Origin of the sequence: Jiangella alkaliphila, from assembly GCF_900105925.1 — a bacterium.
In the GTDB taxonomy this organism is placed as follows: domain Bacteria; phylum Actinomycetota; class Actinomycetes; order Jiangellales; family Jiangellaceae; genus Jiangella; species Jiangella alkaliphila.
The window spans coordinates 2,617,256-2,641,448 of the sequence record NZ_LT629791.1 but is presented as its reverse complement, the minus strand read 5'-3'; the positions used below and the strand labels follow the sequence as shown (position 1 = coordinate 2,641,448).

The following is a 24,193-nucleotide window of genomic DNA, read 5'->3' as shown; positions in this document are numbered from 1 at the left end:
TTTCCGGAAGATGGACGTCATCGAGTACACGCCCACCCGCGATCAGTACGCCTACACCTTCGGCGGCGCGGCTCCGGCGATGCGGGTCGCGCCGGGCACGGCGTTGCGGCTGTGGTCCGACGACGCGTTCGGTGGCGTCCTACGCACGACCGACGACCTGTCCAGCGCCAAGGTCGACCTCCGGTTCGTCAACCCGCAGACCGGGCCGTTCTACGTCGAGGGCGCCGAGCCCGGTGACACCCTGGTGCTGCACCTGGCGGCGCTGGAGCCGGCCCGCGACTGGGGAGCGTCGGCGGCCATCCCGTTCTTCGGCGGCATGACCAGCACGGACCGCGTCGTCACGTTGCAGGATCCGCTGGCCGACACCACGTGGATCTACGAGCTGGACCGCGACCGCAACACGGTCGCCTTCGCGGCCCGGCACAGCGACCACCGCATCGAGCTGCCCGTCGCCCCGATGCTCGGCACGGTCGGGGTGGCGCCCGCCGGCGGCGAGGTGCGCTCGTCCCTGGTGCCCGACCGCTTCGGCGGCAACATGGACACCCCGCAGATGCGCGCCGGGACGACGGTCTTCCTCGGCGTCAACGTCGAGGGGGCGCTGTTCTCCGTCGGCGACGGCCACTACCGCCAGGGCGAGGGCGAGGCCTGCGGCACCGCCGTCGAGGGCGCTATGACCACCACGCTCATCGTCGACCTCGTCAAGGGCGGGGCTCCGGGCTGGCCCCGCCTCGAGGACGACTCGCACTGGATGACGGTCGGTTCGAGCCGCCCGATGGAGGACTCCTGGCGCATCGGCAACGCCGAGCTCGTCCATTGGGTCGCCGAGCTCTACGGCCTGCACACGATGGACGCGTATCAGCTGTGCTCGCAGATCGCCGAGGTACCGGTCGCGAACGTCGTCGACGCCAACTACAGCGTCGTGGTCAAGGCGGCGAAGTCGCTGCTCCCGGCCGCCGACGCGTTCGGCGGCATCCACGCCGACCTGCGCGCCCGGGCCGCCACGATCTGACCCTGCTCTCCCTTCACTCCCCTTGGAAAGGGCCGGCCATGGACCTGCAGCTCAGCGGCACCCGCGTCCTCGTCACCGGCGGCACCCGCGGCATCGGACGGGCCATCGTCGAGGCGTTCCTCGACGAGGGAGCCACGGTCGGCTTCTGCGCGCGCAACGCCGACGCGGTCAGCGCGACCCAGGACGCGCTCAGCCAGCGCGGCGCCGTCACCGGCACGGTGGTCGACGTCGGCGACGGCGACGCCATCGCCGCCTGGGTGGACCGGTCGGCCGCATCGTTCGGCGGCCTCGACACGGTGGTGGCCAGCGTCAGCGCTCTGGCGATCCCGGACACCGAGGAGAACTGGCTGGCGAGCCTGAACGTCGACCTCATGCACACCGTCCGGCTGGTCCGCGCCGCCCTCCCGCACCTCGAGCAGGCCCCGGCGCCGTCGATCATCGCGATCTCGAGCGTGTCCGGACGCGAGTCCGACTTCGCCTCCGGGCCGTACGGGACGGCCAAGACCGCCATCATCGGGTACATCAACGGGCTGGCCATGCAGCTGGCCGAGAAGGGCATCCGCGCCAACACCGTGTCGCCGGGCAACACCTACTTCGAGGGCGGCGTCTGGGCGAGCATCGAGAGCGGCGACCCCGACCTGTACCGGACCGCGGTGGACCTCAACCCCACCGGCCACATGGGCACGCCCCAGGAGGTCGCGGCTCCCGTCGTCTTCCTCGCCAGCCCCGTGGCCAGCCGCATCAGCGGCACCAATCTCGTCGTGGACGGCGCGCTGACCCGCGGCGTCCAGGTGTGACGGAGGTAGATCATGACCCTGCTCGACGACGACGGCGTCCGTACCGCACTCGCGGGGCTGCCCGGCTGGTCGGGTGACACGTCGGCCATCACCCGCAGCGTCGAGGCGCCGGACTTCCCCACCGGCATCCGCATCGTCGACGACGTCGCGGAGGCGGCCGAGGCGGCCGATCACCACCCGGACATCGACATCCGCTGGACCAAGGTGACGTTCACGCTGCTCACGTACTCCGAGGGTGGCGTCACGCAGAAGGACATCGACCTCGCCGGCACCATCGACGAGATCGCCGGCCGGCACGCGGCGGGCTGAGCGAGCGCTCAGGCGTTGTCGCCGGCCACCAGGACCTTGACCCCGGCCTCCTCGAGCACACGGCCGAGCGCCGCCGGCGGCGCGGCGTCGGTGACGAGGTAGTGGGCCCGGCCCAGCTCGGCCACCCGGGCGAACAGCCGGCGGTCGAACTTGGACGAGTCGGCCAGCACCGCGACCTGCGTGGCGCGGTCCATCATCTCGGCCATCATGGTGGCCTCGCCGAGGTTGCTGGTGGTGTAACCGCTGGCCGCGTCGACCGCGCCGACGGCGATCAGCGCGAGGTCGCACTGGATCTGCAGGTCGTCGCCGGGTGACATGCGATGGAAGCTGACCGGCCCGACGGTGGCCTGCGCGCTGAAGCGCACCTGGCCGCCGAACACGTAGAGGTCGCGGACGACGTCAGGCGAGATCTCCGCCGGTAGCTGCAGGCTGTTCGTGGCGATCGTGAGGTCGCGCTGGTCGCGCAAGTGCCGGACGACGGCCAGCGTCGTGGTGCCGGCGTTGACGATGATCGCGGCGCCGTCGGTGACCAGCCCGGCGGCCAGCGCGCCGATCTGCTCCTTGGCCGACGCCTGCATGCGCATGCGCACGTCCAGGCCGGTGTCGGGCCGCGGGACGGCGGACAGGCCGACCGCGCCGCCGTGCGTCCGGATGAGCACGCCCTCGGAGTCGAGCTGGTCGAGGTCGCGCCGGATGGTGTCGAGGGAGACGTCGAAGCGTTCGGCCAGCTGGGCGACCGTGACCTGCCCGAGCTCGGTCACGTATGACGCCAGCTCGGCCTTCCGCCCGGCCGGCAGCCGGCGGGGCTGACCGATCGCGTCGCCGCCGGTGGGTGTCTGCGCGGCCATGCGAGATTTCTAGCACAGAACCGCACAACGCGCGAGATCCGGCGTCTTGACGTGCAGCGCAGTGCCGACTATCGTCCGAGCACCAGCATAAAGCTGCACTAAGTCGCACTATCTCGCATACAGAGCTCTGAAGGAGAGTGACGAGATGAGCAACGGCGCCATCGCGAGACGACGAGTCGTCGCCGTCCTCGGTGCATCGGCCATCGCGCTGACCGCCGCGTGCGGTGGCGGCGACTCCGGCGACGACTCCGCCGGCGGCGAGGTGACCCTGGAGTTCAGCCAGTGGTGGGAGCCCGAGCTGCCCGACGGGTCGCTCCGCGCGCTCATGGACCAGTTCGAGGAGGAGAACCCCGGCATCCGGGTCGAGCTGCTCAGCGGGCCGTACGCGTCGACGAAGGAACAGGTCGTCGCCGGTGCGGCCGCCGGCACGATGTCCGACGTCGTCGGCCTCGACGGTGCCTGGGTGAGCGACTTCGTCGACCAGGGCTCCATCGCCAGCCTCACCGACCTCATGGACGACGCCGGCTTCGACGACAGCGCGCTCGCCTCGCAGGTCGAGCTCGAGGGCGCCACGTACATGATCCCGGTGGTCAACTTCGTCTATCCGCTCTTCACCAACGACGACCTGCTCGCGCAGGCCGGCGTCACCGCGCCGCCCACGAACCGCACCGAGTTCGAGGCCGCCGCCACGGCGCTGTCCGGCCTGGGCGAGAACGTCAGCGGCTGGGCGCTCCCGCTCTCGCTGGAGACGCCGAACGGCGTCCAGAACGACGTCATGTCGTGGGTCTGGGCCTCCGGCGGCAGCATGCTCGCCGACGGCCAGCCCGACGTCACCAACGACGACGTCAAGAGCGCGGTCGAGTACATCAAGGGACTCTGGGACGACGGCGCCATCGCGCCGGGCTCGTTCACGATGAAAGAGCAGGACAAGGTCGAAGAGTTCACCAATGGCCGGGTCGGCATGGTGATCAGCTCGCTCGCCCACGTCAACACGATCCGCGAGGCGAACCCGGAGCTGAGCTTCAGCATCTCCGCCATCCCCGCCGAGGACTCCTACACCGGCGATCGCGGCATCCCCTACGCCTCCTGGGGCATCGGCGTCGCCGAGAACAGCGAGCACAAGGAAGAGGCCTGGAAGCTGGTCGAGTTCCTGCTCGGCCAGGACGTCAACGCCGAACTGTCGACGCTGGCCAACGCGTTCCCCGGCAACACCGCGTCGGTGCCCGACTTCGTCGAGGGCGACGAGTTGTTCTCGGCGGCCTTCGACATCTACCAGAGCGGCTACCCGGCCAACGAGTTCACCGGCCTCCCGGTCGCCGAGGAGCTGATGCGCATGTTCAGCGAGGAGCTGCAGCGGGCCCTCGACGGCGACCAGTCCGTCGACGACGCCCTCGACACAGCACAGAACCGCTGGCTCGAGGAGTTCTGACACCTTGTCCCAGCTGACGCTACGACCGGCCGAGGCCGGCGACGGCGGGCCCGACGCCCGCCGTCCCGGCCCCCGGCCCGGACGCCTGCGGCGGTCGCTGACGCCCTACCTGTACCTGCTGCCGACCGTGCTGCTGCTGGTCGCGCTCATGGTGCTGCCGATCGTCATGGTCATCGGCTACTCGCTGATGGACAACGTCATCACCACGCGCAGCTCCGAGACGGTCGGGCTGGACAACTACGTCGAGGTCGTCACCGACCCGGTGTTCCACACGGCGATCCGCAACACGCTGTACTTCACCGTCGTCAGCGTGCTCGCCCACCTCGTGCTGGGGCTGGCGTTCGCGCTGATGCTGAACAGCGCGTTCGTGGGCCGGTGGGCCAAGGCGCTGTTCCGGGCGATCTACGTGCTGCCGTGGCTGTTCACCATCGCCGTCGTGGCCGTGCTGTGGCGGCTGCTGCTCAACCCGAACGGCGTGGTCAATTACCTGCTCGACGTCACCGGCTTCATCGACGGCAACGTCGAGTGGCTGGCCGACCCGGACACCGCGCTGCACGCCGTCACGTTCATCAACATCTGGTGCGGCTACCCGTTCTTCATGATCAGCCTGCTGGCCGGGTTGCAGGGCATCCCGAAGGACCTCTACGAGGCGGCGAGGGTCGACGGCGCCGGCGCGATCAAGCAGTTCTGGCACGTCACCATCCCCCAGCTGAAGCCGATCATCATCGCCATGGCGCTGCTCGACTTCATCTGGACGACGCAGCAGTTCGCGCTGATCTGGATGACCACCGGCGGCGGCCCGATCAACGTCACCGAGATGCTCAGCACGTTCACCTACAAGCTGGCGTTCAGCAAGTACGAGTTCTCGATGGCCTCCACCAGCGCGGTCATCATCCTCGTCCTGTCCATGGTGCTGGCGTTCTTCTACGTCAGGCACCAGAGAGTGCGGGACTGAATGAACCTGCCCAACGTCCGCCATCGCGGCCTCAAGCGGACCGGCGTCTATGCCGGCCTCGTGCTCGGCGCGCTGTTCGCCGGGCTCCCGGTGCTCTGGATGGCACTGAGCTCGTTCAAGTCGAACAGCGAGATCTTCGAGTACCCGCCGCGGCTCATCACCGACAACTTCTCCTTCGACGCCTACACGACCATCCTCACCGACCCGGCCAAGCTGCGGTTCTTCGTCAACAGCTACGTCATCGGCCTGTCGGTGGTGGCGCTGACGCTGGTGGTGGCGATCTTCGCCGCGTACGCGTTCAGCCGGTACGACTTCCCGTTGAAGCGGGTGCTCAACGTGGTGGTCATCAGCGTGCAGGCGGTGCCGCCGATCACGTTGCTGATCCCCTATTTCGGGCTGATGGTGACGCTCGGCCTCTACAACACGTATCCGGGGCTGATCCTCACCTATCTGGTGTTCACCCTGCCCTACGCGATCATCATGATGACCGGCTACTTCAACACGCTGCCGAAGGAGCTCGACGAGGCCGTCAAGGTCGACGGCGCCGGGCCGCTCACCGCGTTGTGGCGCATTCTGGTGCCGATCTCGGTGCCCGGACTGGTGTCGGTGGGCCTCTACACGTTCATGATCGCGTGGAACGAGTTCCTGTTCGCCTTGACGCTGACCCGCACCGAGGACATGCGCACGGTCCCCATCGGCATCCAGTTGCTCATGGGCCAGCACTCGTACGAATGGAACGAGATGATGGCGATGAGCGTCCTGGGCTGCGTCCCCATTCTCGTGCTCTTCCTCTTCTTCCAGCGGTTCTTCATCGGAGGTATGAGTGCCGGCGCCGTGAAGATCTGATCCCTTTCCGACGAACACGCACACCCCCGAACGACCGAGGAGACCTGGAACATGCTGGTGAATGGCCGAGACCTGCTCGCCGTCGCACACGACAACGACTTCGCCGTGCCCGCGTTCAACATCAGTGACCACGCGATGCTGAACGGCATCGTCGAGATCAGCGAGGAGCTGCAGGCACCGCTCATCGTCGCGATCCACCCGGACGAGCTGCGCCACACCGGGGTGGACATGATGGAGTCGGTCATCGCCCGGGCGCACCGGGCGACGGTGCCGGTGGCGGTCCACTTCGACCACGGGGCCACGTTCGAGCAGATCCTGCTGGCCATCCGCACCGGGTTCACGTCGGTGATGATCGACGGCTCGACGCTGCCGTTCGCCGAGAACGTCGCCATCACCCAGCGGGTCGTCGAGGCGGCGCACACGCTCGGTATCTCCGTCGAGGGCGAGCTGGGCACCATCGGCAAGACCGATTCCGAGGCCGAGGACGGCACCGACGCGATCATCTACACCGTCCCCGACGACGCCGTCACGTTCGTCGCCGAGACCGGCGTCGACTCCCTCGCCATCGCCATCGGCACCAGCCACGGCATCTACCCGGCGCACATGAAGCCCGAACTGAAGCTGGACCTGCTGCAGGACATCGCCGCAAAGGTCGACGTGCCGCTGGTGCTGCACGGCGGCTCCGGCAACCCCGACGACGAGATCGCCCGCTCGGTGAAGCTGGGCATCAACAAGATCAACATCTCCTCCGACATCAAGGTCGCCTACCACCTGAAGCTGCGCGAGGTGCTGGCCGACACGTCGCTGCGCGAGCCGAACACCATCCAGCCGCCGGCCGTCGACGCGATGAAGCTGACGGCGGCGCAGAAGATCGAGCTGTTCGACGCCGCCGGCAAGGCCGCGCTCTACTGAGGACGTCGTTCATGACCGGACGGCTGGTACTGGGCCTGGGCGGGACCGTCGACTACGAGATCAGCTGGGACGCCGCGACCATCGAGCGGCTGGTCGTCGAGCACGACATCCGCGCCGCGGAGCTGTCCACCGGCATCCCGGTGGACAGTGAGCGGTCGCTGCTGGTCACGCTGCTGGCGTTCGTCCGCGACGGTGCGGGCGGGGAGCGCTTCGTCGCCTCCTCCGACGTCGTCACCGGCCTCGCGGCGCGATTCGACACCCGGGTCACCCTGGGCGGCACCTGCGTGCGCGCCGCGCTGGGTCTGGCGGCTGTCGGCGTCGGCAGCACGGTGCACCTGGTCAGCATCGACGACCACGTGCGCCGGCTGCTGCCGCCGTCGGTCGACTACCTGTGCAGTGCCGACGCCGACTCACTCGACCCGCACCTGATCGTCCAGTACCCGGCCGGCACGCGCATCCGGGCCGGCGACCTGGACCTGCACGCGCCGCACGCCAACCGGCTCATCTACGTGCACGACCCGCCGAACCGGGAGCTGCGGCTGCACCCCGGTCTCGGCGAGGCGCTGAGCCGGGCGGACGTGTTCCTGGTGTCCGGCCTGAACTCGATCCAGTCCCCGGCCGTCCTGGCGCGGCGGCTGGGCGAGTTGCGTGCGGCCGTCGACCGGCTGCCGGCCGGTGCGCTGACGTTCTACGAGGACGCCGGCTACCACGTGCCGTCGATCGCGGCGGCCGCCCGGGCCGGCGTGCTGGAGCTGGCCGACGTCTACTCGATGAACGAGGACGAGCTGGGCGAGCGCCTCGGCCGGAGCGTCGACCTGCTGGACCCGACGGCGGTGGTGTCCGCCTTGCGCGCGCTGACCGGGCTGGTGCCCGCACCGGTCGTCGTCGTGCACACGAAGTACTGGTCGGTGGCGCTGGGCGCCGACGCCGGCCGGTTCGAGGACGCGCTGAGTGGCGGCATAGCGCTGGCCAGCGCCCGCTACCTGGCCGGCGACGGGCTGACGGCCGACTCGGTGCGAGCGGTGGCGACGCGGCCGGTGCACCCGGGCGGCGCCGCCGTGGTCGCGGCGGTGCGGACGGCGTTCGGCGCGCGCGCCGCCGGGGTGCCGGCGTACGTCCTGGACACCTCGGTTCCGACCAGTATCGGCCTCGGCGACACCTTCGTCGGCGGCTTCCTCGCCGCCACCACCCAGAAGTTGATCTTGGAGTAAAGCCGGAATTGCGGGGTGAAATGTCCGATAGATGGCCGCACTACTCCAAGATCAACTTCGGAGGAGGGCGGGTCAGCGGTGGCGGAGCACGCTGACGGCGAAGTCGGCGTCGTCGTGCCAGCGGCGCAGGTCCCAGGTGGCGAACCGGTGCTCCAGCCGCAGGCCGGCCTCGGCCACGGAGCGGTCGAAGTCGTCGAGGACGAGGTGGCGGTTCGTGTGGAAGCCGACGACCACGAAGCCGTCCGGCACGACGTGCGCCGCCACCCGCCGCAGTACCTCGGTCTCCGTACCGGGCGCCACGAACACCATGACGTTGCCGGCCAGCACCGCGGCGTCGAACGTCTCGCCGAGGTCCACCTCGGACAGGTCGGCGACGACGAACCGCGGGCCGGGGTGGTCGGCGCGGGCGGCCGCGATCAGCTCCGGGTCGGCATCGACGCCGACGGCGGTGTGGCCGCGCTCGTGCAGGACGGCGGCCACCCGGCCGGTGCCGCACCCGGCGTCGAGGACCCTCGACCCCGGCGCGACCATGGCGTCGACCAGCCGGGCCTCGCCGCCGAGGTCGGTGCCGTCGGCCGCCATGGTCCGGAACCGCTCGATGTACCACTGCGAGTGACCGGCCTTGGTGTCGGTCACCCAGCGCGTCGGCTTCGCCACCCGACCATCACATCACGCGAGCACCAGCCCGATGAGGTCCGGGCTGAACCGGACCCCGGTCGAGTCGACCTGCTTGTCGACGACGGTGAAGCGGACGGTGTGCCGGCCGCGGCCGAGCGCCACCCGGCCGACGAGCTCGGTCCGGAACGACCGCACCGACAGCGTCGACGTGTCGAACTGACCGCCCAGCCGCGACCCGTCGACGTCAATGGCGACGACGCCGCCGTTGGGCAGGTGCCGGAACCGCGCGTACAGGTCGTACTGGCCGCCACGGGTGATCTCGATCGTCGCCTCGAGGTACTGGCCGTAGTCGGTCGCCAGCACCTCGACGCGGGCGCCGCCGCTGGCCGCGGCGTCGGCCGGGCGGTTCACCGTCACGCCGGCCGTCGACGTCACCGGCAGCGACTCGACCTCGAAGGACAGCCGGGTGGCCGGACCGCGGCGGCCGGTGTCGGCGCCGGACGTCAGCCAGGCGAGGTCGAACGTCGCGAACACGATGTCGCGGGAGAAGCTCGTCGTGACGCCCGGCACGTGCTCGCGGCCGTACAGCACGCCGATCCGGCCGTCCGGCAGGGCGACGGTGTCGGAGTACGACGCCGGGCCCTCGGTGAGGACCCGGCTGTACGGCCAGCTCATGCCCTCGTCGTAGGAGATCGAGACGGTCATGTTCCGGCGGGTCGGCGAGTCGGTGCGCGAGAACACCAGCCGGCTGTCCTCGCGCTCCCCCAGGCCGGTGAGCCTGACGATGCCGGTGTCGATCGCGTTGACCGGCCGGGCCGCCGCGTCCAGCACCGGCGGCGACCAGGTGGCGCCGCGGTCGGTGCTGACGGAGACGATCCGCGGGTGGGTGCCGCCGGACGCGTACCGGCCGAGCACGACCAGCGCGCCGTCCGGCCGCTCGACCAGCCGGGCCTCGTTCAGCGGGTAGGCGCCGTCCAGCGGGACGCCGCCGCCCGCCTGCCACGTCGCGCCGCCGTCGTCGCTGTGGATGACGGTGACGCCGTAGCGCCGCTCGGCGACCGGGAACGCGATCGCCCGGCGGTGCCAGACCTGCAGCACGAGCCGGCCGTCGGCGAGCTGCAGGCCGTGCCCCGGCCCGGGCATGTGCAGCGTCTGCCCGTTCGGGTCGCCGTCGAACAGCTGGGTCAGATCCTGCGGTTCGGACCAGGTCTGGCCGTCGTCGTCGCTGGTGACGACGTACAACCGGGAGCTGTCCGGCGAGCCGCCGGTGTTGCCCGCGTCGCGGAAGCACTCGGCGTGGAACAGGAAGATCCGGCCGGACTCCCGGTCGACCAGGGGCGTCGGGTTGATGAACGACTGGACGCCGTCGGAGCGGCGCACGTAGCGCAGCGGCTCCCAGGTGCGCCCGCCGTCGCGGCTGCGGCGGACGGCGAGGTGGTGCGGGTCGGCGTCGTGCTGGGTGATGCGGGCCTCGGCGAACGCCAGCACCGAGCCGGCCACTGTCGTCGTCAGGCCGAAGACATGGAAGACCGCCAGGCCGTCATCGCCGGCGCGGAACACCAGCGACTCCTGGAAGTCGCCCTCGGCCGAGTCGGCGGCGAACACCGGCGTGGCCGAGGCCAGCACACCGACGGCGGCGCTGCCGAGAACGAGGGTGCGACGACTGATCGAGGTGCCTTCCACGAGCTCTCCTTAGATCAATGGGGGGTGATCAGGTGCGCGTCGAGCGGGCGGAGCAGGTCCAGCAGCGCGATCCGCTCGGCCGGGGTGACCGGCGCGAACGGGGCGGCGACGTGCGGCGGGCAGAGCCCGCGGGAGTCGAGGACGGCCTTGACCGACGGCACGCCGGGCCGGACGGTGTGCAGCTTGACCACCTGGTCGGCGATCTCCTGCGCGGCGTCGGCGTCGGCCAGCCGCCCGGACCGGAACGCGTCGTACAGTTCCACGCTCGGCACCGGGGCGAGGTTCGCGATGCCCGGCACGATGCCGTCGGCGCCCGCCTCCAGCCCGGCCACCAGCTGCGTCTCCGAGCCTTGGCTGACGCCGACGTCGTCGCGGCGCCGGGCGGCGGCCACCACCTCGCCGAACAGCGCGAGGTCGCCGGAGCTGTCCTTGAGGCCCACGACGTGCGGCATCGCCAGCACCTCGTCGAGCACCGCCGGCGTCATCGGCACGCTGTAGCGCGGGACGTTGTAGGCGACCACCGGCACGCCCGCGGCGGCGAACGCGGCGAAGTGCGCGACCACCTCATCGTCGCGGTGCCGGTAGTAGATCGGCGGGCTGACGACGACGGCGTCGGGCTCGGCCAGGCGGACGGCCGCGGCCCGCTCCAGCGCCTCCGCGGTACCGGCGGCCGTGACGTTGACCAGCACCGGCCCGTCGCCGGTGAGCTGGCGCCACTGGGCCGCGACGCCGGCCGCGAACTCCGTCAGTGCCCCCGTCGGCAGCAGCGGGCCCTCGCCGTTGCTGCCGAACAACATGAGGCTGCGCACACCGGCCTGCGCCAGCGCCGCCAGCAGGTCCTCCGCGGCGCCGGCCGACGGGACCCCGGGCCTGCTCATCGGCGTCACCAGCGGCACCATGACCCCGCTCAGCAGGGCGCGACCGTCCGTCATCAGTACCCCCTGATCTCCGGCCAGGCCAGCTCGACGCCGTCCGCGGCCAGCTCGTCCTGGAACGCCGTCAGCCGAGCGCCGTCCTCGTGCACCTGCCCCGGCTCCAGCCCGCCGGCGAGGCAGTGCGCCGCCAGCGCGCCCGCGACCTCGCCGACGTTCCACTCCACCGGGTGCAGCCGGTAGCAGCCGTTGGTGATGTGCGTCGTCCCGATGTTCTTGCCGGCCGGCAGCAGGTTGCGCAGCCGCACCGGCAGCAGCGCGCCGAGCGGGATCTGGAACGGGCTGCTGGCGACGTCGATATAGGTGTCGCCGCCGGTCGAGGGGTGCAGGTCGATGCGGTACATGCCGACGCCGACGCTGTCCGAGTACTGCACCGCGCCGGCGTCGCCGCGGACCGCCAGCGACAGGTCCTGCTCGACGACGCGGCGGCGGGCCACGATGCGGCGTGACTCGCGGATGTAGGGCGCCTTCGCCAGCCCGTCGGTGGTGCCCATGACGTCGCCGCGCAGCCGCAGCCCGGGCCAGCCGGTGCCGCCGTCGGGCCGCGGCGCCTCGGTCTGCAGCCAGTACAGCATCGACATGGACAGCTCGCGGGCGCCGGCGAGGTGCTTCTCGCGCTCCTCGTTGCTGACGCCGATCAACGGTCCGGGCAGGTAGTCGATCATCGGCCAGTTGACGACGGTGACGTCGCTGTCGGCGAACCCGGGCCGGAACACCGACCGCGCGACGATGCGCCGGAACGCCCACAGCTCGCGGTCGCCGGGATCCTTGCTCTGGTCGGCCACGACCGGGCCGGCGTCGCCGTTGGGCAGGAACGCCCGCTCGAACGTCTCCAGCGTCCGCGGGTCCGGGCCGCTGAGGCTGATCAGCGGGTTCGGCCACTTCGGCGGCTGGTAGTCGCGCCAGGCGGCGTAGCCGGCCGGGCGGTCGACGGTGTGGTCCTCGCCCGCCCGGTGGTCGACGGCGAACACCCACGAGAACGCCTGCATGTTGTCCGGCTGCGCCTCGTCCGGAGCGCTCGGCTCGCCGGTGTCGTGCCGCGACTCGAACCCGGTGACGTGCTCGGTGCCGGTGAGCGGCAGCAGGTCGCCCAGCTCGGTGGCGTCGAGGACGTACGGCGCGCGGACCTCCAGCCGGTCGCCGTCCGGGCCCTCGACCACCACGGCGGTGACGCGGTCGCCGTCGACGCTCGCGGCCACCGGGCGGTGCCGGTACACGACGCGCAGCCGGCCGGCCGCGATCCAGGGCGCCACCATCGCCTCGAGCACGGCGGCGCCGACCCGCGGCTCGAGGCAGAGCCGGCTGACCCGACCCTGGCCGGGGTTGAGGTCACGGGCCTCGCGGGCCCAGTCGGCCAGCGGGTACCACGTGCGGTAGTAGGCACGGACGTTCTCGCGCAGCTCGCGGTAGTTGCGGGTGCTGCCGAACTGCTCGATCCAGGCGTGCTCGTCGGGCGGGACGCCCTGGCTGGTCAGCTGGCCGCCGATCCAGTCGGTCTCCTCGGTGAGCAGGACCGACCGGCCCCGCCGCAGCGCCGCGAGGGCCGCGGCGACGCCGCCCAGCCCGCCGCCCACCACGAGGATGTCGGTCGTCGTTGCCGTCTCACTGCTCACGCGGGGGATCCCTCTCTGACGAACTGGACGTGCCGGGTGCCGCCGTCGACGGTGACGGCTTCCGGCTCGCCTTGAGTGCCTGTGATGCGAACGTCACCCGTGCCGGTGACGGTGCAGCTGACGGCGTCGGCGGTGCGCCGGTACGCGGTGACGACGACGCCCGGCGCGGCGTCCAGCAGGACGGCGCCGTCCAGCGTCACGACCAGCCGGTCGCCCGCCGTCACCGTCAGCCGGCCGTCGCCGAGCGGCAGGTTGCGCAGCTCGGCCGGTTGCCCCGGGTGGGCGAACCGCCAGCCGTCGGCGCGGGCCTCGGCCAGCTCGCCGAACGCGAGGTGGGCCAGCAGCCCGCCCCACGCCATCAGCCCGTCCGACCGCTGCTGGAACCCGGTGAGGTCCTCGCCGTCGAACGCCGGGTAGTTCTCCCGGACCGCGCTGTGCGTCTCCCACTCGGCGAGGAACAGCTCCAGCAGCGCGCCACTGACGGCCAGGCTGTGGGCGCGCAGGTCGTAGCGGCGCAGCCCCTGGACCGCGAGGTAGGCCATCGGCGCCCAGATGCGGCCGCGCCAGTAGGTGGCGGCGAACCCGGCGTCGTTGCGGGCGACGCTGGGCAGCGGGCGTTCGCCGCCGAGCACGCCGGGCGCGAGCAGCGCGTCGGCGATGTCTCGGGCGGCGTCGGCCGTGGGGAAGCCGCCGAGCAGCGGGTAGAGCAGCGTCGGCGAGACGTGCGGGTCGTGGCTGCCGTCGGCGCGGACATTGCGGTAGCCGTGGGCGTCGTCGTCCCAGAACAGCTTCGCCGCCGTGGCCCGGGCCTGCTCGGCCTCGTCGGTCAGCCGGGCGGCGGTGGCGTCGTCGCGCAGGATGCTCGCCATGGTGGCCAGCGCCTCGGCGTCGGCGACGTGCAGCGCGTTGAGGCCGGCGTCGGCGAGGTCCATCGTGTGCGTCGCCGGGTCGTACCTGGCCTCGTCGTACATCGGCGAGTCGTCGAGGCCGGACTCGCGCTTGGTGCGGTCCAGCGTGGCCGACTCGGCGTCGCCGTCGACCGGGTCCGACCCCCAGGTCAGCACGCCGTGCGGCCCGGTGCGGTGCTCGGGCCACCAGTCGTGCCAGGCCAGCAGGGCGGGGAAGGTCTCCTCCAGCAGCCGCCGGTCGCGGGTGTCGTCGGACAGCCCGCCGGCGAGGTACGCCGACAGCACCGTCATCGCGCCCACCGGCGGCTGCGACCGGTCCCACGTGGTGCCGCGCTCATCGCTGACCCGGTTCGGGATCATCCCGGCTGCGTCGGCGAACGGCAGGATCTGGCCCAGGATGCCGCGCGCGTAGTCGCGGTCGACGACGCTCGCGACCAGCCCGGTGAAGAACGTGTCCCACGCGTGCAGCGCCCAGCTGCCGTAGAACCCCTGCCGCTCGACGGAGACGAAGTCGCGCGACGTCGGGGTGAGGACCCGGTCCAGGTCGGGCGCGTGGATGGTGTTCCAGGTGACGGCCCGGCTCAGCGCGTCGGCGGCGTCGCGGTACCAGCCGCCGGACCGGGGACGGACGGCGTCCGCGGTGGCCCGGTGCTCCTCGACCACGGCGCCGACGTCGGCTGCCGTCGCGGTCGAGCCGGCCGGGGCGATCAGGAAGTCGTCGCCGTCGCGGTTGAGCCGCCAGCCGGTCTCCCCCGGCCAGTCGACCACGACGGTGCCGGCCGACTCCGCGCGCACGTACAGCTCGTCGCCGGGGCCTCCGGCCATCGTCAGCCGCAGCTCGACGCCGTCGACCTGCACCGTGACCTCGGCGAACGCGCCGTCGACAGTGTGGTGCCCGAGCCGGACCAGCCCGTGCCGCCAGGTGAACCCGTCGAGCACGGGCGCCCCGGCGGCGTCGAGCAGGCCGAACCGGACCCGCAGCCCGGACGGCAGGTGCGTCATGCCGGTGTGGGTGCGGACGTCCCAGGTGTTCCAGCCTCGTGGTTCGGGGACGGTCATGCCGTCACCGCCGGGCCGGCGTCGTCGAGGTCGAGGGCGGCGTCAAGCAGCGCCTGCGTGTATTCGTGCCGCGGGCTGCCGAGGACGTCGGTGGCCAGGCCCTCCTCCACAACCTCGCCGCGACGCATGACGGCGACGCGGTCGGCGATCTGGTGCACGACGCCGAGGTCGTGCGAGATGAACAGCATGGCCAGGTGGTGCGTACTGCGCAGGTCGACGAGCAGCCGCAGGATCTGTGCCTGCACGCTCACGTCCAGCGCCGACACCGCCTCGTCGCAGACCAGCAGCCGCGGCCGGACCGCCAGCGCGCGGGCGATGCTGACCCGCTGGCACTGCCCGCCGGACAGGTCGCCGGGCCGCCGGTCGGCGACGTCGGCGTCCATGCCCACGTCGGCCAGCAGCGCGTGCAGCGCCTGGGTGCGATCGCCGTCCGGCGCGGTGGACGGGTGGGTGCGCCACGCCTCGCCGATGATCCCGGCGACGCTCATCCGCGGGTTCAGCGACGAGCGCGGGTCCTGGAACACCATCTGGACGGCCCGCTGCAGCTCGGCCGGGCGACGGCCGGCCCGCTCCAGCGGCCGGCCCTCGAACGTGACGGTGCCCGCGTCGGGCCGCTGCAAGCCGGCGACGCACCGCGCCACGGTGGTCTTGCCCGACCCCGACTCGCCGACCAGCCCGACGGTCTCCTCGGCGCCGACGTCGAGACTGACCCCGTCGACGGCCACGAACGGGTCGCGCCGCCGGCCGAACGTCACCCGCAGGTCGCGGATCTCCAGCAACGCCCCGGTCACGACCGTCCTCCTCTGCACGACGCGGCGGCGCGACGACGATCAGGTGACGAACCCACCCGCTGCACCGCGCCTTTGTCACCTGATCGTTTCCGGTCCACATGCTGGAGATGATCAGGTGACCAAACGCCCGCCGCCGGGCTCCACGTCACCTGATCGTTTTCGAGAAGATGATCAGGTGACACAACGGCGCCGGGGCGACGTTCTCGCGCTGGACGGGTCACGGGGCGAGCACCTCCTCGGCGAAGTGGCAGGCGCTGAACCGGCCCGGCGCCACCTCGCGGACGGGCGGGACGTCCACCCGGCAGCGGTCCTGGGCGATCGGGCAGCGCGGGTGGAACGGGCAGCCGGCCGGCCGGTTCGCGGGGGTGGCCGGAGCGCCGGGCAGCGGGTCGGCCAGGGCGGTCTTCGTCCGGACCGCCGGCACGCTGCGGACCAGCGCCTTCGTATACGGGTGCGCCGGGCGGCGCAGCACCTGCGGGGCCGGGCCGCGCTCGGCGACCCGGCCGGCGTACATGACGACGACCTGCTGCGCGACGTTCGCGACCACGCGCAGGTCGTGGCTGACCAGTAGGACCGAGAGACCGTCGGACTCCTGGATGGACCGCAGCAGCCGCAGGATCCGGCCCTGGACGGTGACGTCCAGCGCCGTCGTCGGCTCGTCGGCGAGCAGCAGCGACGGGTTGCCGGCCAGCGCCAGCGCGATCATCGCCCGCTGCCGCAGGCCACCGGAGAACTCGTGCGGGTAGCGGTTCGCCCGCTCGGCCGGGTCCGGCACGCCGGCACGGTCCAGCAGCTCGACCACGCGACGGCGCACCTCGGCCCGGCCGACACCGTCGCGGCGGAGGATCTCGCCGACCTGGCGGCCGATCCGCTGCGTGGGATTCAGCGCGGCCAGCGGGTCCTGGAAGATCATCGAGATCTCGTGGCCGCGGGCCTTCCGCCGGCGGGCGACGTCGGCGTGCAGCAGGTCCTCGCCCCGCCACAGCAGCCGGCCGCCGGTGCGGGCGCCGTCCGGCAGCAGCCCGATGATCGCGTTGGCGGTCATCGTCTTGCCGCTGCCGGACTCCCCGATCAACCCGACCGTGCTGCCGGCCGGGACGTCGAACGACACGCCGTCGACCACCCGCACGTCGCCCCGCGTCCCCGGCAGGTCGACGGTCAGCCCGTCGACCTGCAGCAACGCCTCGTGCTGGGCCACCGGGGAGCCGCCGGTTCGCGCCGTCCGTACCTCGCTCACGAGCCCGAGACCGTCACCGTCGAGAAGTCGGGCAGGCCGCTCGGGTCGGGGGTGAAGCCGGCCAGGTCGCTGTTCCAGGCGTAGGCCAGGCTGACCGCCATCGGGTACATGCCGACGGCGTCGCGCCAGATGATCTCGCTGGCCTGGCCGTACAGCTCGGTCCGCTCGGCCTCGTCGCTGGTGGCGCTCGCCGCGGCGAGCAGGGCGTCCAGCTCCGGGTTGCAGTAGCCGTTGCGGCCGGCCGCGCAGGTGTAGAGGCGGCCGAGGTTGCTGGCCGCGTCGTACGTCGGGGTGGCCAGCTGCTGGAAGTTGACGTCCCAGTTCAGCGCCAGCAGGTCCTCGGTGAAGACGGCCTGCTCCTTCTCCAGCGGCTCGACGGTGACGCCGATCTCGGCGAGGTCGGACACGACGGCCTGGATGAACGGGCGGAACTCGGCGTTGGCGAACTGCAGCCGCAGCGTCTGCGAGAAGTCGAAGCCGGCCGCCGTCAGTGCCGCCTGGGCCGCGTCGGGGTCGTAGCCGACCGGCTCCTGCGGCGAGTACCCGAGCACCAGCGGCGAGACGGGCGCGTCGGCCAGCTCACCGGTCTCCGGGTAGAGCGTGGAGATGATCGTCTCGAAGTCGACCGCCTGCCACAGCGCCCGGCGGACCTCCGGCGTCGACAGCGCCGGGATCGACGAGTTGAACCACATCGTGTAGACGGCCGTGCTGGCCACCGTCTCGACCGTCAGCGAGTCCTCGCCCTGCAGCGCGCCGAGCTGGTCGTCCGGGATGCCCCAGACGACGTCGACCTCGCCGGTGCGCAGCGCGGTGAGGCGCGCGGACAGCTCCGGGATGTTGCGGACGGTGACGCTGTCGACCTGCGGCACGTCGCCCCAGTAGCTCTCGTTCGGCACCAGCTCGAGCGAGTCGCCCGGCGTGAACGCGCCGACGGTGAACGGGCCGGAGCCGACCGGCTCGGCGAAGAACGCGGTGTCGTCGGGCGCGACGCCGGCCGGGATCACGTAGAAGATCAGCAGCTTGCCCGGCACGGCGGCGTCCGGCGCGGGCGAGGTGATGGTCACCTCGGTGTCCGACGCGGCGGTCATCGTGTACTCGGGGAAGTTGCCGGCGTTGGGTCCGTCCAGCGCGATCATCCGGTCGAACGAGGCGACGACGTCCTCGGCCGTCACCGGCTCGCCGTCGCTGAACGTGGCGTCGGCGCGCAGCGTGAACGTCCACTGTGTGACGTCGGCGCTGGCCTCCCACGACTCCGCGAGGTCGCCGACCAGCGAGCCGTCGGGTGCCGGGCGGACCAGGCGGCTGAAGATCGCCTGACCGGCGAACTGGGTGCCGGTCGAGGCGCCTTGGGCGCCGTGCGGGTCGAGGCTCTCGATCGGGTACGTCCCGGCCGCGACGACGTCGCCGCCGGTCGCCTCGCCGGACTCACCGGCGTCGGCCGTGTCGTCACCGCCGGACGTCGTCGAACACGCCGCCAGCAGCAGCGCGGCGGCCGCGGCGACGGTCGTCGCGAGGCGGCGGCCCCTGAATCGGGTCATGGATGGCTCCTTCATGTGCCTCATGGGTCACGGCGGCCGCGCCCGTACCGGGCGGTCAGCTGGTCGCCGAGGATCCCGACGTTGATGATCAGCAGGGACAGCGCGATGCCCGGGAGGGTGGAGATCCACCACGCGGTCTCGAGATAGGCCTTGCCGTTCGCGATGGTCTGCCCCCACGACACCGTCGACGAGGGCAGTCCGATGCCGAGGAAGCTCAGGCCCGCCTCGGCCAGCACGACCAGGGCGAACTCGAGCGTGGCCAGCGCCACGATCGGTCCGGCGGTGAAGGGGAGGATGTGCCGCCACAGGATGGAGCGCTGCGGCACGCCGAGCACCCGGGCCGCGTCGACCCAGGCCCGTTCCCGCAGCGACAGGGCCACGCTGCGGGTGACCCGGGCGAACGAGATCCACGCGGTGGCCGACAGCGCGACCACCACCAGCAGGACGCTGCGCTGGAACGCCCCGGCGATGACGATGGCCAGCAGGATCGCGGGGAACGCCAGGAGCACGTCGAAGATGCGGGCCAGGACGGCGTCGAGCCAGCCGCGTGCGTAGCCGGCGACGGCGCCGAGCAGCAGCCCGACGACACTGGACACGCCCACCGTCGCGACGCCGATGAGCACCGACGTGCGGGCGCCGTAGACGATCTGGGCCAGGATGTCGCGGCCGAGGTCGTCGGTGCCGAGCCAGGCGGTGCCGCCGTCCGCCGTCGTCGAGCCCGGCGAGAGCAGCCGGTCCTCCAGCGGCGTGTGCACCGGGTCGTAGTCGATCAGCAGCGGGCCGACCAGCCCGACCAGCACGTACAGCCCGATGACGACGTAGGGCACCCTGCTCAGCCAGCCGCCGCGGCGGCGCCGGGTGGTCGCCAGCGGCGTGTCCAGGGTGACGGCGGCCGTCATGACACCCCCTCCATCCGGATGCGCGGATCGAGCTGGGTGTACAGCAGGTCCGCGACGAGGTTGAGCACCATGACGATGCCGGCGATCAGCAGCGTCACGGCCTGGACGACGGCGTAGTCGCGGTTGGCTACGGCGTCGACCACGAGCGACCCGAGACCGGGCCAGGCGAACACGTTCTCGACGATGACGGCGCCGCCCATGAGCGCACCCATCTGCAGCCCGACCACCGTCACGACCGGGATCAGCGAGTTGCGCAGCGCGTGGCCGAGCAGCACCTGCGGCTCGGTCAGCCCCTTGGACCGCGCGGTCTGGACGTACGGCTCGCGCATCGCCTCGGCGACGGAGCTGCGGGTCAGCCGGGCGACGATCGCCGTGAACGGCAGCGCCAGCGTCACCGCGGGCAGGATCATGTGCTGCGGCGTGCCGACCCCGGCGCTGGGCAGCAGCCGCAGCCCGAGCGCGAACACCAGGATCAGCATGATGCCGACCCAGAACGTCGGGAACGACTGCAGCGCGATGGTGGCCGCCGACACGACCCTGTCGACCACGCCGCCCGGCTTGCCGCCGGCCACCAGGCCGAGCGTCAGGCCGACGACGACGGCGATCGCGGTGGCCGCGAGGGTCAGCTCGAGGGTCGCCGGCAGCCGGTCGAACACCGCGTCCATCGCGGGCCGGCCGAGCCGGTGCGAGTCGCCGAAGTCCAGCCGGACCGCGTCGCCGAGGAAGCTCAGGTACTGCGCGAACATCGGCCGGTCCAGGCCGAGGGTCTCGTGCAGCCGGGCGATCTGCTCCGGGTCGGCGTCCGGCCCGAGCATGACGGTGGCCGGGTCGCCCGGCGCGACGCGGACGATGACGAAGATCAGCGAGGCGGCGCCCCACATGACGAACAGGCCGATGAGCAGGCGGCGCAGGATGATCTTGATCATGTCCGCCCGCCTCGGGGCGCCGGGCCGATGGAGTCGCCCGGCACGAACGTGCACGGCAGGGTGACCTGCCGCGCGGCCGGCTGGGCGTCGCCGAGCAGGTCGACCAGCATCCGCACCGCCTCGCGGCCCATCTCGGCGCGCGGCAGCGAGAACCGGGACCAGTCGCGCAGCTCAGGCGTCCACGACGGCGGCTCGCCGAGCAGCGCGATCGAGCAGTCCTCCGGGAACCGCACCCGCTCGTTGTCGGTCATCGCCGTCAGCGCGTCGACCAGCCGGTTGTCCTCGGTCGGCTCGACCAGGATCGCGGTGACGCCGTAGGAGCCGATCCAGTGCTGGACGTGCTCGGCGGACAGGTCGGCGGGGTCGGCCAGGCCCTGGATGAGCCGCTCGTCGACCTCGAGCCCGGCGGCGGCCAGGCCCTCGCGGTAGCCCTGCTCGCGGTCGCGGGTCGGCTCGGTGTCCTCGATGGCGCGCAGGTACAGGATGCGCTGGTGCCCCTGCCGGTGCAGCTCGGCGACCATGGCACTGGTGGCGGCGACGTAGTCCGCCCCGACGTAGCTGACCTCACCCTGGTCGACCTCGCGGCGGCCGATGAAGACGAACGGGAAGTCCTCCTGGACCAGCGCGTTCAGCTCCTCGCGGCGGACGTTGCGGCCGAGCAGCACGCAGCCGTCGGCGAGCTTGAGCCGGTTGGCGCCGCCGCCGTAGATCGACCGGTCGGCCGCCGAGGTGACCGAGCTGAACAGCAGCAGGTCGTAGCCCTGGGCCGCGGTCTCCTCCTCGACGCCGAGCAGGAACGGGTAGTAGAAGTCGCGCTGGTCGGTCGGGAAGACCGGCTCGAACGTGTAGAGCCCGAGCAGGTGGTTGCGCCCGCCCTTGAGGCTGCGCGCCGCCACGTTGGCCGAGTAGCCCAGCTCCGCGGCCGCGGCGAGGACGGCCTGCCGCGTCGTCTCGGCGATCTGGTCGCTGGCCGCGCCGCCGCTGATGACCAGCGAGACGGTGGCCTGCGAGACGCCGGCGCGCCGGGCGATGTCCACCTGGGTGGGGCGCCGGCGCCGCGGTCGATCGGTCACGAGAGGCTCCACTAATACGTATAAGTGCCTGACGAAGCACGACTGTAAGGCCGAGGTTTCGGCGGCGTCAACCCCAGATTTCCCGACCATGATCATCAACCTTTTGCGCTGGCATGATGACGCAAAAGGTTGATGATCATGGGAAGGCCAGCGACCAGCCGACGACGGCGGGTGCGTCGTCGGTGGTGTCCATGCCCAGGACGACCACCTGTTCGCCCAGCTCGGCGGCGCCGACGGCGGCGGTCTCGCGCTCGTCGAGGAGGTCGCCGTCGACCGGGAACAGCGCGCCCTCGCGCTCGACCGCGATCAGCGGGTCCTGCCCGGCCCCGCCCCGCCACCACTCCCCGACGACGACGGTGCCGGCGGTGGTGCTCGGCACGGCGGCCCGGACCACCGGGCGGCTCCGGAACCGCTGCTCGGAGACCGCCCAGTCGTCACCGTCGCCGTCGGCGCGCGCGGCGCCGGACGTCGACACCGTGTCGTCCTCGTTCGGCAGGTCCAGCGGCAGACCGGCGGTGCCGGCGACCAGGAAGTCGTCGCCGATCCGCTGGGCCAGGTACAGCTCGGCGAAGTCGGCGCCGTCGAACGGCGCCGGCACCGTCTCCCACGTCTGGCCGTCGGCGGACTCCAGCGCATACGCCTGCGGCGAGTACGAGTAGCCCCCGCCCGGAGACTGCAGGGGTTCACCGGTGTGCCCGACCGCGACGATGGTGCCGTCCAAGCGCACGCCGACGCCGAACAGCACCTCGATCTCCTGGGCCCGGAACGGCTCCTCGGCGGTCGGGACGGCGGCCCAGGTCGCGCCCAGGTCCGTGGAGCGCCAGATGCCCACGTCGCGGTAGCCGCGGCCCTCGGGCTCGCTGGTGCCGACGGCCACGATCGCGTCGCCGGCCTGGGTGACGGAGTAGCCGACGGCGCCCGCGTAGACCAGGTCGGTGAGGTCGACGCGGGCCCATTCGGCGCCGTCGGGCGAGGTCCAGACGCCGAGCCGGTCGTCGGCGTCGTCATCGGGATCCGGGCCGGTCACCTGGCCGACGGCGACCACGCCGCCGTCCTCGGTGACCGTGAGGCCCTCGATCGTGCCGGTGACGTCCTGGAGCGCCGGCGCCTCGACGGGCGTCCAGGCGACACCGTCGGGCGAGGTCCAGACCGCGGGCACGTCGTGGTCGTCGCCGGTGCTCGTGGAGCCGGCGGCGATGAGGCCGTCAGCGGCCGCGACGACCCTCGTGACAGTGGCGCCGGCGGCGAACCCGGTGACCTCGAGCGGTGTGACCTCGACCGGCGGCTCGGCGGGGCCGTCGGCGATGACGACGATCCAGCTCGCGCCGTGCGTGGCCAATGGCGCGGCCGCGACCTCCGCCTCGTCGTCCGCCGGCCGGCGCTGGTCGCTCCCCACGACGACCACCTCGTCGCCGACCGCGGCCAGCCCGGCCGTCTGCTGGCGTCCGCCGCCGGCCAGCTCCGGGTCGTCGAGCGAGCGCCGCCACGTCTCCAGGTCGTCGGTCACCCAGAGCTCGAGGGCGCTGGGGCGACGACCGTTGAACACCTCTCCCTCGGTCCGGCCGGCGACCACCAGAACGCCGGACTCCAGGGTGACCGCGGCGTCGACGATCTGCCGGCCGCCACCGCCGAACGCCGCCGGGCCGGCGTCGACCCGAGCGAACGTGCCGCCGCCGTCGTCGCTGCGCCACGCCGACGCGTCGGTGCCGGCACGGGTGAAGGCCAGCAGCGTGTCGCCATGGCCGTGCAGCAGGTCGAGAGCCTCGCCCTCGAAGAGGTCGGCGGCCGTGCCGAGCGACGTCCACTCCGCGCCGGCCTCGTCGCCCCGCCAGAGGGTCGTGACGACGCCGTCGGCGCCGGGCAGACCGACCGACAGCACCGGGGCGCCGTCGTAGGCGGCCAGCCCGATCTCGCCGGGCGTCGCCTGCTCGAGCATGGCCGGGCCGGTGCCGACGACCCGCAATTCGTCCGGCAGCTCCAGTGCGGTCCAGGTCGCCCCGTCGTCCTCCGACGCCAGGACGTGCAGCACGGCGGACGCGTTCTGCGGATCGTCGCCGCCCTCGACGCTCACGGCGGCGAGGACGACGCGGTCGCCGGTGGTGACGGCGGCGCGAACCCGGGCCGGCCGGTCCCCGTCCTCCGTCGCCGGCAACGGCAGCTCGACCGGTTCGGCCGGTTCGGCCGCGTCGGCGGTGACCCGCACGGCGACCGGCGCGCCGTCGGCGTCGTTGCCGAACGCCAGGACGTCGTCACCGGCCGGCGCGACGGCGGCGAGCGTGCCGCCGGCGACTGGGCCGGGCAGGTAGGTTGCGGTCCACTCGCGGCCGTCGGCGGAGCGCAGCAGCGCCGCCTCGGACTGGTCGCCAGCGTCACGGCGCCGGCCGACCGCGACGACCTCGCCACCGGCCGAGGTGGCGGCGGCGAGCTCCAGCCGCTCGTCGCCCGGGCCGGGGATCAGCGGGCTGCCGTCGGCCGGGAGCACCCGTTCGACGTTGGCCGTGAGGACGCGCGGCACATCGTTCGGATCCGGCGAACAGCAGTCCTCCTGCTCGCCCGAGCAGGCGACCAACGGCAGCATGACAAGACCGGCGACAATCGGT

21 protein-coding genes are annotated in these 24,193 nt (G+C 72.3%); 8 read left to right on the top strand and 13 right to left on the bottom strand.

All coding sequences use genetic code 11. The features are described 5' to 3' along the window. Positions 1-10: 10 nt before the first annotated feature. From BLV05_RS12350 to BLV05_RS12340, 3 genes are read left to right on the top strand one after another with little or no spacing between them, the layout of a single operon-like run. Complete coding sequence (locus BLV05_RS12350; protein ID WP_046769124.1) at positions 11-1,009, top strand: acetamidase/formamidase family protein; 999 nt, start codon at positions 11-13, stop codon at positions 1,007-1,009. A gap of 38 nt (positions 1,010-1,047) precedes the next feature. Next, the gene (locus BLV05_RS12345) at positions 1,048-1,806 is read left to right on the top strand and encodes an SDR family NAD(P)-dependent oxidoreductase (RefSeq protein ID WP_046769125.1); all 759 of its coding nucleotides are present in this window, start codon (positions 1,048-1,050) and stop codon (positions 1,804-1,806) included. A gap of 12 nt (positions 1,807-1,818) precedes the next feature. After that, the gene (locus tag BLV05_RS12340) at positions 1,819-2,115 is read left to right on the top strand and encodes a 4a-hydroxytetrahydrobiopterin dehydratase (RefSeq protein WP_046769126.1); all 297 of its coding nucleotides are present in this window, start codon (positions 1,819-1,821) and stop codon (positions 2,113-2,115) included. 8 nt (positions 2,116-2,123) lie between these two features. Here the strand turns inward: BLV05_RS12340 and BLV05_RS12335 are convergent, their stop codons facing one another. Beyond that, complete coding sequence (locus tag BLV05_RS12335) at positions 2,124-2,963, bottom strand: DeoR/GlpR family DNA-binding transcription regulator (protein WP_046769127.1); 840 nt, start codon at positions 2,961-2,963, stop codon at positions 2,124-2,126. A gap of 145 nt (positions 2,964-3,108) precedes the next feature. On the opposite strand from BLV05_RS12335, the gene BLV05_RS12330 reads away from it, so the two are divergent. The 5 genes from BLV05_RS12330 to BLV05_RS12310 are packed head-to-tail and all read left to right on the top strand — an operon-like array spanning position 3,109 to position 8,316. After that, on the top strand, positions 3,109-4,392 hold the full coding sequence (locus tag BLV05_RS12330) for an ABC transporter substrate-binding protein (protein ID WP_046769128.1): 1,284 nt from the start codon (positions 3,109-3,111) through the stop codon (positions 4,390-4,392). Positions 4,393-4,396: 4 nt separating this feature from the next. Next, positions 4,397-5,347: a carbohydrate ABC transporter permease gene (locus BLV05_RS12325; RefSeq protein WP_197683625.1), complete on the top strand. Its 951-nt coding sequence runs from the start codon at positions 4,397-4,399 to the stop codon at positions 5,345-5,347. Further along, on the top strand, positions 5,348-6,193 hold the full coding sequence (locus tag BLV05_RS12320) for a carbohydrate ABC transporter permease (protein ID WP_046769129.1): 846 nt from the start codon (positions 5,348-5,350) through the stop codon (positions 6,191-6,193). Positions 6,194-6,244: 51 nt separating this feature from the next. Next, entirely contained in the window at positions 6,245-7,105 is an 861-nt protein-coding gene (locus BLV05_RS12315; RefSeq protein ID WP_046769130.1) for a ketose-bisphosphate aldolase, read from the top strand. Between the two features lie 11 nt (positions 7,106-7,116). Further along, positions 7,117-8,316: an ADP-dependent glucokinase/phosphofructokinase gene (locus tag BLV05_RS12310; RefSeq protein WP_046769131.1), complete on the top strand. Its 1,200-nt coding sequence runs from the start codon at positions 7,117-7,119 to the stop codon at positions 8,314-8,316. Positions 8,317-8,388: 72 nt separating this feature from the next. Here the strand turns inward: BLV05_RS12310 and BLV05_RS12305 are convergent, their stop codons facing one another. From BLV05_RS12305 to BLV05_RS12250, 12 genes are all read right to left on the bottom strand, one after another. Further along, on the bottom strand, positions 8,389-8,973 hold the full coding sequence (locus BLV05_RS12305; RefSeq protein ID WP_046769132.1) for a class I SAM-dependent methyltransferase: 585 nt from the start codon (positions 8,971-8,973) through the stop codon (positions 8,389-8,391). 12 nt (positions 8,974-8,985) lie between these two features. After that, positions 8,986-10,617: an exo-alpha-sialidase gene (locus BLV05_RS12300; RefSeq protein WP_046769133.1), complete on the bottom strand. Its 1,632-nt coding sequence runs from the start codon at positions 10,615-10,617 to the stop codon at positions 8,986-8,988. A 14-nt stretch (positions 10,618-10,631) separates the two neighbouring features. Then, entirely contained in the window at positions 10,632-11,549 is a 918-nt protein-coding gene (locus BLV05_RS12295; protein WP_046769134.1) for a dihydrodipicolinate synthase family protein, read from the bottom strand. Continuing rightward, the gene (locus tag BLV05_RS12290; RefSeq protein ID WP_046769135.1) at positions 11,549-13,162 is read right to left on the bottom strand and encodes an FAD-dependent oxidoreductase; all 1,614 of its coding nucleotides are present in this window, start codon (positions 13,160-13,162) and stop codon (positions 11,549-11,551) included. The genes BLV05_RS12295 and BLV05_RS12290 overlap by 1 nt, the downstream gene beginning before the upstream one ends. After that, positions 13,159-15,129: an MGH1-like glycoside hydrolase domain-containing protein gene (locus BLV05_RS12285; protein ID WP_046769136.1), complete on the bottom strand. Its 1,971-nt coding sequence runs from the start codon at positions 15,127-15,129 to the stop codon at positions 13,159-13,161. The genes BLV05_RS12290 and BLV05_RS12285 overlap by 4 nt, the downstream gene beginning before the upstream one ends. Next, positions 15,126-15,920: an ABC transporter ATP-binding protein gene (locus tag BLV05_RS12280; protein ID WP_052762517.1), complete on the bottom strand. Its 795-nt coding sequence runs from the start codon at positions 15,918-15,920 to the stop codon at positions 15,126-15,128. Before BLV05_RS12280 ends, BLV05_RS12285 begins: the two co-directional genes overlap by 4 nt. 217 nt (positions 15,921-16,137) lie before the next feature. After that, positions 16,138-17,157, bottom strand: coding sequence for an ABC transporter ATP-binding protein (locus BLV05_RS12275; protein ID WP_197683624.1), 1,020 nt, complete (start codon positions 17,155-17,157; stop codon positions 16,138-16,140). After that, positions 17,154-18,695, bottom strand: a complete 1,542-nt coding sequence (locus BLV05_RS12270) for an ABC transporter substrate-binding protein (protein ID WP_052762518.1) — start codon at positions 18,693-18,695, stop codon at positions 17,154-17,156. The genes BLV05_RS12275 and BLV05_RS12270 overlap by 4 nt, the downstream gene beginning before the upstream one ends. Before the next feature lie 20 nt (positions 18,696-18,715). Continuing rightward, positions 18,716-19,594: an ABC transporter permease gene (locus BLV05_RS12265; RefSeq protein ID WP_052762519.1), complete on the bottom strand. Its 879-nt coding sequence runs from the start codon at positions 19,592-19,594 to the stop codon at positions 18,716-18,718. Next, a complete protein-coding gene (locus BLV05_RS12260) occupies positions 19,591-20,520 on the bottom strand; it encodes an ABC transporter permease (RefSeq protein WP_046769137.1) in 930 nt (309 codons plus the stop codon). The genes BLV05_RS12265 and BLV05_RS12260 overlap by 4 nt, the downstream gene beginning before the upstream one ends. Continuing rightward, positions 20,517-21,593, bottom strand: coding sequence for a LacI family DNA-binding transcriptional regulator (locus BLV05_RS12255; protein WP_046769138.1), 1,077 nt, complete (start codon positions 21,591-21,593; stop codon positions 20,517-20,519). Before BLV05_RS12255 ends, BLV05_RS12260 begins: the two co-directional genes overlap by 4 nt. Before the next feature lie 136 nt (positions 21,594-21,729). Continuing rightward, positions 21,730-24,171 carry a sialidase family protein gene (locus BLV05_RS12250; protein ID WP_046769139.1) on the bottom strand — a complete coding sequence of 814 codons (2,442 nt, stop codon included), beginning with the start codon at positions 24,169-24,171 and terminating at the stop codon, positions 21,730-21,732. Positions 24,172-24,193: the final 22 nt, after the last annotated feature.

Bases quoted from the DNA above. Each gene is read 5' to 3' on its own strand.
- BLV05_RS12335 (WP_046769127.1), bottom strand. From the start codon at position 2,963: ATGGCCGCGCAGACACCCACCGGCGGCGACGCGATCGGTCAGCCCCGC.
- BLV05_RS12285 (WP_046769136.1), bottom strand. From the start codon at position 15,129: ATGACCGTCCCCGAACCACGAGGCTGGAACACCTGGGACGTCCGCACC.
- BLV05_RS12310 (WP_046769131.1), top strand. From the start codon at position 7,117: ATGACCGGACGGCTGGTACTGGGCCTGGGCGGGACCGTCGACTACGAG.
- BLV05_RS12345 (WP_046769125.1), top strand. From the start codon at position 1,048: ATGGACCTGCAGCTCAGCGGCACCCGCGTCCTCGTCACCGGCGGCACC.
- BLV05_RS12260 (WP_046769137.1), bottom strand. From the start codon at position 20,520: ATGATCAAGATCATCCTGCGCCGCCTGCTCATCGGCCTGTTCGTCATG.
- BLV05_RS12350 (WP_046769124.1), top strand. From the start codon at position 11: ATGGACGTCATCGAGTACACGCCCACCCGCGATCAGTACGCCTACACC.
- BLV05_RS12315 (WP_046769130.1), top strand. From the start codon at position 6,245: ATGCTGGTGAATGGCCGAGACCTGCTCGCCGTCGCACACGACAACGAC.
- BLV05_RS12250 (WP_046769139.1), bottom strand. From the start codon at position 24,171: ATGCTGCCGTTGGTCGCCTGCTCGGGCGAGCAGGAGGACTGCTGTTCG.
- BLV05_RS12330 (WP_046769128.1), top strand. From the start codon at position 3,109: ATGAGCAACGGCGCCATCGCGAGACGACGAGTCGTCGCCGTCCTCGGT.
- BLV05_RS12320 (WP_046769129.1), top strand. From the start codon at position 5,348: ATGAACCTGCCCAACGTCCGCCATCGCGGCCTCAAGCGGACCGGCGTC.
- BLV05_RS12340 (WP_046769126.1), top strand. From the start codon at position 1,819: ATGACCCTGCTCGACGACGACGGCGTCCGTACCGCACTCGCGGGGCTG.
- BLV05_RS12270 (WP_052762518.1), bottom strand. From the start codon at position 18,695: ATGACCCGATTCAGGGGCCGCCGCCTCGCGACGACCGTCGCCGCGGCC.
- BLV05_RS12295 (WP_046769134.1), bottom strand. From the start codon at position 11,549: ATGACGGACGGTCGCGCCCTGCTGAGCGGGGTCATGGTGCCGCTGGTG.
- BLV05_RS12265 (WP_052762519.1), bottom strand. From the start codon at position 19,594: ATGACGGCCGCCGTCACCCTGGACACGCCGCTGGCGACCACCCGGCGC.